At 70.9% G+C, this 9,003-nt stretch carries 7 protein-coding genes; 1 reads left to right on the forward strand and 6 read right to left on the reverse strand.

Going from position 1 to position 9,003, the window contains the following annotated elements:
- Nucleotide 1: 1 nt before the first annotated feature.
- The 6 genes from IE249_RS02730 to IE249_RS02755 form a co-directional block, all read right to left on the reverse strand.
- Nucleotides 2-934: a branched-chain amino acid ABC transporter permease gene (locus IE249_RS02730; RefSeq protein ID WP_189703123.1), complete on the reverse strand. Its 933-nt coding sequence runs from the start codon at nucleotides 932-934 to the stop codon at nucleotides 2-4.
- Nucleotides 935-1,045: 111 nt separating this feature from the next.
- Nucleotides 1,046-2,275: a branched-chain amino acid ABC transporter substrate-binding protein gene (locus IE249_RS02735; protein ID WP_189703124.1), complete on the reverse strand. Its 1,230-nt coding sequence runs from the start codon at nucleotides 2,273-2,275 to the stop codon at nucleotides 1,046-1,048.
- 287 nt (nucleotides 2,276-2,562) lie between these two features.
- Nucleotides 2,563-3,195 (reverse strand): Tat pathway signal sequence domain protein, encoded by a 633-nt coding sequence (locus IE249_RS02740; protein WP_189703226.1) that lies wholly within the window; start codon nucleotides 3,193-3,195, stop codon nucleotides 2,563-2,565.
- Entirely contained in the window at nucleotides 3,192-3,584 is a 393-nt protein-coding gene (locus IE249_RS02745) for a hypothetical protein (RefSeq protein ID WP_189703125.1), read from the reverse strand. Before IE249_RS02745 ends, IE249_RS02740 begins: the two co-directional genes overlap by 4 nt.
- Before the next feature lie 71 nt (nucleotides 3,585-3,655).
- Complete coding sequence (locus tag IE249_RS02750) at nucleotides 3,656-4,144, reverse strand: PaaI family thioesterase (RefSeq protein WP_189703126.1); 489 nt, start codon at nucleotides 4,142-4,144, stop codon at nucleotides 3,656-3,658.
- A 65-nt stretch (nucleotides 4,145-4,209) separates the two neighbouring features.
- A complete protein-coding gene (locus IE249_RS02755; protein ID WP_189703127.1) occupies nucleotides 4,210-6,489 on the reverse strand; it encodes an FdhF/YdeP family oxidoreductase in 2,280 nt (759 codons plus the stop codon).
- Nucleotides 6,490-6,689: 200 nt separating this feature from the next.
- On the opposite strand from IE249_RS02755, the gene polA reads away from it, so the two are divergent.
- Nucleotides 6,690-9,003: DNA polymerase I (gene polA, locus IE249_RS02760; RefSeq protein WP_229857293.1), on the forward strand; the 2,314-nt coding region annotated here is incomplete at its 3' end.

A 9,003-nucleotide genomic window follows, 5' to 3' on the forward strand; every position in this document is an offset into this window, starting at 1 on the left:
GTCACGCCCTGTCCGCCACGCGCTCGCCGAGCAGACCCTGTGGCCTGAACAGCAGTACGAGGATGAGGAGTACGAACGCCCAGACGTCTGCCCAGGACTGGCTGCCGAACTTGTCCATGCCGGGGATGTCGGAGATGTAGGCGGTGGCCAGGGTCTCGGCGATGCCGAGGACGATGCCGCCGATCATGGCTCCGTAGATGTTGCCGATACCGCCGAGCACGGCCGCGGTGAAGGCCTTCAGTCCGAGGATGAAGCCCATGCGGAAGTCGATCTGGCCGTACTTGAGGCCGTAGGCGACACCGCCGACGGCGGCGAAGGCGGCGCCGAGGGCGAAGGCGACCACGATGATGCGGTCGGTGTTGACGCCCATGAGCTTGGCGGTGTCCGGGTCCTGGGCGGTGGCCTGCATGCCGCGTCCGGTTCGGGTCTTCATGACGAAGTACGCGAGGACGGCCATGCTGATGGGCGCGGCGGCGAGGAGGAAGATGTCGCCGGTCTGGATGGTGACGTTGCCGATGTGGAAGGGGCCGCCGGGGATCTGCGGGAACGTGCGCGCGGACTTGGCCTCGGGGTACCAGGCCCAGACCGCCTGCTGCAGCGCGAGGGAGAGACCGATGGCGGTGATGAGCGGCGCGAGGCGCGGCGCGGTGCGCAGCGGACGGTAGGCGAACCGTTCCGCCCCCACGGCGACGAGTACGGCGACGATGATGGCGCCGATCAGCATGAGGGGGAGGGCCACCCACATGGAGGTGCCACCGGGCAGGATGTAGACGTAGACCGTGAGCGCGCCGAAGGCGCCGGTCATGAAGATCTCGCCGTGGGCGAAGTTGATGAGCTGGACGATGCCGTAGACCATTGTGTAGCCGATGGCGACCAGCCCGTACATGGATCCTAGTAGCAGGCCGTTGACCAGCTGCTGCGGCAGTTCGTTCACCGCATGTCCTCCGAGACTTTCGGAAACGTTCGACGGATGTGACCGGATGCGAGTCCGCGCGGGGCGCCAGTGGTTCAGCGCCCCGCGCGGCCTGTGGTGGTGCGGGAGGGGTCAGCCGGTGTAGGTGCCGGACTTCTCCGCCGCCCAGGCACCGTTCTTCACGGCGTACACGGTGAGCTGCTTGTTCGTGGCGTCACCGAACTCGTCGAAGGAGACCTTGCCGGTCACACCGTCGAAGGAGACGTTCTGCATGGCCGCGGTGACCTTGGCGCGGGCGTCGTCGGGGAGCTTGCCGCCGTTGTCGTCGACGACCTTCTTGACGGCCTCGATGATCGCCCAGGCGGAGTCGTAGGAGTAGCCGCCGTAGGCCGCGTACTCGTCCTTGTAGCCGGCCGCCTTGTAGTCGGCGACGAACTGCTTGGCCGAGGGCAGGCTCTCGACCGGGGCGCCGACGGAGGTGGCGAGGTCGCCGGTGGAGTCGGCGCCGGCCAGCTTGATGAAGGTCGGGTCGTAGATGCCGTCGCCGCCGACCAGCGGGATCTTGGCGCCGGCGGCCTTGATCTGCTTGCTGAGCGGGCCGGCCTGCGGGTACTCGCCGCCGTAGTAGACGACGTCCGCGCCGGACTTCTTCACCTCGGTGGCGATCGCCGAGAAGTCCTTGGCGTCGGGGTTGATGTGCTCGGTGCCGACGATCTTGCCGCCGAGCTTCTTGAACTCGTCGGTGAAGGTGCCGGCCAGGCCCGCGCCGTAGGTCTTCTTGTCGTCGATGACGAAGACCTTCTTCTTCTTGGCGTCGTTGTAGAGGTACTGCGCGGCGAACGGGCCCTGGATGGCGTCCGTGGTCGCGGTGCGGAAGTACGACTTGAACTGGCGGACCTTCTTGGTGCGCCAGTCGGGGCCCTGGGTGAGGGCGGGGCCGGTGTTGGCGGGGGAGACCTCGACCAGCTTCGCGTCGTCGAAGACCTTCTGCATCGACTCGGCGACGGAGGAGTTGAGGGGGCCGACGACGCCGAGGACGTTCTTGTCGGCGACGAGGGCGGTGGCGTTCTGCTGGCCCGAGGAGGGCTGCGCCTGGTCGTCGCGGGCCTCGATCTTGAAGGTGACGCCCTTGACGTAGTTCTTCTTGTTGGCCGTCTTGGCGGCGAGGTCGGCGGAGTTCTTGATGCCGAGGCCGAGCGCGGACAGGTCACCCGTCAGCGGGGCGTCGACGCCGATGGTGACGGTGGTGCCACCCTTTCCGGAGTCGGAGCCCTTGTCGCCGCCCCGCGAGCCGCAGGCGGTGAGGGTGAGGGCTCCCGCCGCCAGCGCGGCGGTGATGGCGATGAGAGAACGTTGACGCACGATCAGTCCTTTCCCTGGCACGGCCCTCCCCCCTGGAAGTGGCCGAGTCGAGCGCTGTGCCGAAGAGACTTTCCGACCGCGCCGTGACTGGCCGTGACTCTAAGCGCGGGCGGGGAAGGTCGAGGAGGGTCTGACCAAGGCTGTGACTCTCTTGTTATGACACGACGTAATGCAGAGCGGTACTCGGTGGGTGGAACAGCGGAATTCAGGCCGATTCGCCCCGTCCGCATTCTGAGAACCCGCAGGACGGACCCTGCTGTGTTCAGGCGTCTCGACGGTTTTGCTGATTACCGGAAATCGTTGCCACAGGCTACGTGCAGGCCGTCGGAGAGGGCGTGCGCATAGCGTGACCCGAGGATGTAACTGTGAACTTCGATTGCGCGCGTATTACGCAGCGTTACATCGAGGAAAGGGAGTCCGGCGTTCTCCGGCACTTTTCCGCATTCCGTCACCCGCATGGTGACGACGATCTTCCGGGCGGTGCCTGCCGCGATGCGCAGGGGCGGGCGCGGCTCGGGAGTGAGGACGAGTCCGGCGTACGGCTGGGTGATCCGGGTGACGGTGACCGGCGGGCCGGCGGTCACGCTGACCAGCACGGTGAGGCCGAAGCTCCGGGGCGCGGCGCCGCTCTGGGCGGGCGCGGGCTCGAGGTAGGCGACGTCCACCACTTGGGACGGGTACGGCGGAGGAGCGGGTTCCGGGGCGGGGCGCGGGAGTTGGTGCGGCCGGGTGGCGTAGAGGTAGCCGCCGCCGGCGAGGAGGAGGACGGCCGCGGTGGCGGCGAGGACGGCGCGGCGGTGGCGCTCGGGGCGGCCGTCGCGGGGGAGTTGTCGAGGAGGGGTGTCCGCGGGGGCGTCCGGGTCGGGGGTGTCCCACGCGCGCGTGCCCTCGCCCGGCTCGACCGGGCCCACGCCGCTCAACTCCACGGCCCCTTGCCGGGACCGCCGGCGCGGTACCAGTCGGCGCAGCCCCGCTGGGCCCCGCGGCCGATCGACTCGTCGGCCGCGACGGCGCCCTGACGTTTCTTCACGGCCCTTGCGTCGTCGACGACTTGACGCAGTATCTCGTACTGCCCGTTGGACAGCCCCATCGACTGGTAGTCCCCGTAGGTGTGACTGTCCAGCACCTTGCGCGACCAGTACGTGACGACGGTGGCGCACAGTTCCTCGGCGGACGTGGTGTGCGGGGAGGGGGAGGCCGACGGGTCGGCGGCGGTCGGTGAACCGCCCCCCGCACCGCAGCCGGCCGCCAGAAGCACCAGCACGAGCCAGCCCCCGGCCCCCGGCCGCACGCCATGCCGCATCACCATGCCCAGACGCTAGGCCGCACCCCCCACTCCGGGCAACGCAGGCGACACCACCCGGTCCGCGGCGGGGCGGCTCAGCCGGTCTTGCGGACGTGGTCGCCGTCGGCGGGGCGGACCTCACGCAGGAGGCAGGTCAGGCGGGCGGTGCACACGCGGTGTCCCTCCTCGTCGCTGATCACGATCTCGTACGTCGCCGTCGAGCGGCCCCGGTGCACGGGCGTGGCCACGCCGGTGACCAGGCCGGAGCGGACGCCCCGGTGGTGGGTGCAGTTCAGGTCGACGCCGACGGCGATCCGGGAGCTGCCGCCGTGCAGCATGGAGCCCACGGAGCCGAGGGTCTCCGCGAGGACGGCCGAGGCGCCGCCGTGCAGCAGCCCGTAGGGCTGGGTGTTGCCCTCCACCGGCATGGTGCCGACGACGCGGTCGGCGGAGGCCTCGAGGATCTGCACGCCCATCCGGGTCCCGAGGTGCCCGGCGGAGAAGAGGGCGGGCAGGTCGACGCCGAGCGCGGCGTACTCGTCGATGACCTCCTGAGGGAACTTCACGCTCTGCTGCTCGCCCATGGGTGCGGCTCCGTCCATCCGTGATCGGCTCGTCGTCGATCGGCCAGTCCTGACTGAGCGAACGCTCAGTCGGTCGCCGATTGTTCCAGACGCACCACGACGGACTTGCTGGCCGGGGTGTTGCTGGTGTCCGCGGTGGCGTCCAGCGGCACCAGCACGTTGGTCTCCGGGTAGTAGGCGGCCGCGCAGCCCCGCGCGGTCGGGTAGTGCACGACCCGGAAACCCGGCGCCCGCCGCTCCACGCCGTCCTTCCACTCGCCGACCAGGTCGACGTACGACCCGTCGGCGACCCCGAGCCGCCGCGCGTCCCCGGGATTCACCAGCACCACCCGCCGGCCGTTGGTGATCCCCCGGTAGCGGTCGTCCAGGCCGTAGATCGTGGTGTTGTACTGGTCGTGCGAGCGCAGCGTCTGCAGCAGCAGACGGCCCTCGGGCAGCTCCGGGTACTCCACCGGCGCCGCCGTGAAGTTCGCCTTGCCGGTGGCCGTGGGGAAGCGGCGCTCGTCGCGGGGCGCGTGCGGCAGCGCGAACCCGCCGGGACGGGCCACGCGCGCGTTGAAGTCCGCGAAACCGGGGATCACGCGGGCGATCCGGTCGCGCACCGTGGCGTAGTCCTTGGCGAACTCCTCCCACGGCACCACGCTGTCCTCGCCCAGCACCGCGCGCGCGAGGGCGCACACGATGGCCGGCTCCGACCTCAGATGCGGGCTCGCCGGCGCCAGCCGCCCGCGGGAGGCGTGCACCATGCCCATCGAGTCCTCGACGGTGACGAACTGCTCGCCGCCCGCCTGCACGTCCCGCTCGGTGCGGCCGAGCGTGGGCAGGATCAGGGCGCGCGCGCCGGTGACGACATGCGAGCGGTTGAGCTTGGTCGACACGTGCACGGTCAGCCGGGCCCGGCGCATGGCCGCCTCGGTGACCTCGGTGTCGGGGGAGGCGGAGACGAAGTTGCCGCCCATCGCGAAGAAGACCTTCGCCTCGCCGTCGCGCAGCGCGCGGATGGCGCGCACCACGTCGTAGCCGTGCTCGCGCGGCGGGGCGAAGCCGAACTCCTTCTCCAGGGCGTCCAGGAACGCCGGGGCGGGCCGCTCGAAGATGCCCATGGTGCGGTCGCCCTGCACGTTGGAGTGGCCGCGCACCGGGCACACGCCCGCGCCCGGGCGGCCGATGTTGCCGCGCAGCAGCAGGAAGTTGACGACCTCGCGGATGGTGGGCACCGAGTGCTTGTGCTGCGTCAGGCCCATCGCCCAGCACACGATGGTGCGCCGGGAGGCGAGGACCATCTCCAGCGCCCGGTCGATCTCCGCGCGCGTGAGGCCGGTCGCGGTGAGCGTCTCGTCCCAGTCGGCGGCGCGGGCGGCGGCCGCGAACTCCTCGTAGCCGTGGGTGTGCTCGCGGACGAACTCCTCGTCGACCGCGCCCTCCGTCTCCAGGATCAGCCTGTTCAGGAGGCGGAAGAGGGCCTGGTCGCCGCCGATGCGGATCTGCAGGAACAGGTCGGTGAGCGCGGCGCCCGTCGCCAGCCCCTTGGGGGTCTGCGGGTTCTTGAAGCGCTCCAGACCCGCCTCGGGCAGCGGGTTGACGCTGATGATCCGCGCGCCGCCCGCCTTGGCCCGCTCCAGGGCGGAGAGCATGCGCGGGTGGTTCGTGCCCGGGTTCTGGCCGGCCACGATGATCAGGTCCGCCTGGTGGAGGTCCTCCAGCAGGACGCTGCCCTTGCCGATGCCGATGGTCTCCGACAGGGCCGAGCCGGAGGACTCGTGGCACATGTTGGAGCAGTCGGGCAGGTTGTTGGTGCCGAGCTCGCGCGCGAAGAGCTGGTAGAGGAACGCGGCCTCGTTGCTGGTGCGGCCCGAGGTGTAGAAGACGGCCTCGTCGGGGGAGGAGAGCGCGCCGATCTCCTCGGCGACGATGCCGAGGGCCCGCTCCCAGGTCACCGGCTCGTAGTGGTCCGCGCCCTCGGGCAGGTACATGGGGTGGGTGAGCCGGCCCTGCTGGCCGAGCCAGTAGCCGCTGCGGCCGGCGAGGTCGCTCACGGAGTGCTCGGCGAAGAACTCCGGCGTGACCCGGCGCAGGGTGGCCTCCTCGGCGACCGCCTTCGCGCCGTTCTCGCAGAACTCGGCCTTGTGCCGGTGGTCCGGCTCCGGCCAGGCGCAGCCGGGGCAGTCGAAGCCGTCCTTCTGGTTGACCCGCAGCAGCGTCAGCGCGGTGCGGCGCACGCCCATCTGCTGCTGGGCGATGCGCAGGGTGTGCCCGACGGCCGGCAGCCCCGCCGCCGCGTGCCGGGGTCCGGAGACCCGCGGCGCGTCCTGGACCGGATCACCCTTGGGCGGCTTCGTGGCCATCGCACCCTCCCCATCGACTGCGTGTGCTGTGTCCCTTCGCACCGCGCGCCCTGGCGTCGGGCCGTGTGCTCCGGAGGCCTCCGATCCTCGCACGAGCCGCCGACAACGGTCCCGGCCGGGCGGGGTCCCGGACGCCGGCGGAGATCGCGGGGACGGGCGGAGCGCCCCGGCTGTCAGTGGCTCGTGGCAGGATCGGGGACGTGGCAGAAACAGCATCGAAGACGACCGAGAAGACCTCCGGCACAGACCGCCCCCGGCTGATGCTCATGGACGGGCACTCGCTGGCCTACCGCGCGTTCTTCGCGCTGCCCGCGGAGAACTTCACCACCGCGACGGGCCAGCCGACGAACGCGATCTACGGCTTCGCGTCGATGCTGGCCAACACCCTGCGTGACGAGGCGCCCACGCACTTCGCGGTCGCCTTCGACGTCTCCCGCAAGACCTGGCGCTCGCAGGAGTTCACCGAGTACAAGGCGAACCGCTCCAAGACCCCCGACGAGTTCAAGGGCCAGGTCGAGCTGATCTGCGAGCTGCTCGACGCGATGCACGCCTCCCGCTTCGCCGTCGAGGGCTTCGAGGCGGACGACGTCATCGCCACCCTCGCCACCCGGGCCGAGGCCGAGGGCTTCGAGGTGCTGATCGTCACCGGCGACCGTGACTCCTTCCAGCTGGTCTCCGAGCACACCACGGTGCTGTATCCCACCAAGGGCGTCTCCGAGCTGACCCGGTTCACCCCGGAGAAGGTCGTCGAGAAGTACGGATTGACGCCCGCGCAGTACCCCGACTTCGCGGCGCTGCGCGGCGACCCGTCGGACAACCTGCCGGGCATCCCCGGCGTCGGCGAGAAGACGGCCGCGAAGTGGATCAACCAGTTCGGTTCGTTCGCGGAGCTGGTCGAGCGCGTCGAAGAGGTCAAGGGCAAGGCCGGGCAGAACCTGCGGGACCACCTGGAGGCCGTCAAGCTCAACCGCCGGCTCACCGAGCTGGAGCGTGACGTCGAGCTGCCCAAGGGGGTCACCGACCTCGCCCGGGCGCCGTACGACCGCAAGGCCGTCGCGATGGTCCTGGACACCCTGGAGATCCGCAACCCGTCGCTGCGCGAGCGGCTCTTCGCCGTCGACCCGGGCGCCGAGGAGGCCGAGACCACCCCGGTCGCGGCGGACGGCGTGGAGCTGGACGGCGCGGTGCTCGGCACCGGGGAGCTGGCCGGCTGGCTCGGCGAGCACGGCACCGAGGTCCTCGGCGTCGCCACCGTCGACGCCTGGGCGCTCGGCGCCGGCTCGGTCGCCGAGGTCGCGCTCGCCGCGGCCGGCGGGGCGGCCGCCTGGTTCGACCCGTCCCAGCTGGACGAGTCCGACGAGCGGGCCTTCGCCTCCTGGCTCGCGGACGCGGACCGGCCCAAGGTCTTCCACAACGCCAAGGGCGCGATGCGGGTCTTCGCCGAGCACGGCTGGAGCATCGAGGGCGTGCGCATGGACACCGCGCTCGCCGCATACCTGGTCAAGCCCGGCCGCCGCTCCTTCGACCTCGACGCGCTGTCCCTGGAGTATCTGCACCGGGAGCTGGCCCCCGCCGCCCAGGCCGACGGCCAGCTCGCCTTCGGCGCGGACGAGGGCGCCGAGGCCGAGGCCCTGATGATCCAGGCCCGCGCCGTCCTCGACCTCGGCGAGGCCTTCGAGGCCCGTCTGGCGGAGGTCGGCTCGGCGGACCTGCTGAGGGACGTGGAGCTGCCCACCTCGGCGCTGCTCGCCCGCATGGAGCGGCACGGCATCGCGGCGGACCGCGCCCACCTCGAGGCGATGGAACAGACGTTCGCGGGTGCCGTGCAGCAAGCCGTGAAGGAGGCGCACGCGGCGGCGGGGCACGAGTTCAACCTCGGCTCGCCCAAGCAGCTCCAGGAGGTCCTCTTCGGCGAGCTCGCCCTGCCGAAGACCAAGAAGACCAAGACGGGCTACACCACCGACGCCGACGCCCTGGCCTGGCTGGCGGGCCAGACGGACAACGAACTGCCGGTGATCATGCTGCGTCACCGCGAGCAGGCCAAGCTCCGCGTCACCGTCGAGGGCCTGATCAAGACCATCGCGGCGGACGGCCGCATCCACACCACGTTCAACCAGACGGTCGCCGCGACCGGCCGGCTGTCCTCCACCGACCCCAATCTGCAGAACATCCCCGTGCGCACCGACGAGGGCCGGGCCATCCGCCGCGGGTTCGTCGTCGGCGAGGGCTTCGAGTCGCTGATGACCGCGGACTACAGCCAGATCGAGCTGCGGGTGATGGCGCACCTGTCGGAGGACGCCGGTCTGATCGAGGCGTTCACCTCCGGCGAGGACCTGCACACCACCGCCGCCTCCCAGGTCTTCGGGGTCGAGCGGTCGGCGGTGGACGCGGAGATGCGCCGCAAGATCAAGGCCATGTCCTACGGCCTGGCGTACGGGCTGTCGGCCTTCGGCCTCTCCCAGCAGCTCAACATCGAGGCGGCGGAGGCGCGCGCCCTGATGGACGCCTACTTCG

The organism is Streptomyces anandii JCM 4720, assembly GCF_014650655.1.
Lineage (GTDB): Bacteria > Actinomycetota > Actinomycetes > Streptomycetales > Streptomycetaceae > Streptomyces > Streptomyces anandii.

Excerpts from the sequence above, each read along its gene's own strand:
- IE249_RS02745 (WP_189703125.1), bottom strand. The coding sequence starts at position 3,584 with ATGGTGATGCGGCATGGCGTGCGGCCGGGGGCCGGGGGCTGGCTCGTG.
- IE249_RS02750 (WP_189703126.1), bottom strand. The coding sequence starts at position 4,144 with ATGGGCGAGCAGCAGAGCGTGAAGTTCCCTCAGGAGGTCATCGACGAG.
- IE249_RS02755 (WP_189703127.1), bottom strand. The coding sequence starts at position 6,489 with ATGGCCACGAAGCCGCCCAAGGGTGATCCGGTCCAGGACGCGCCGCGG.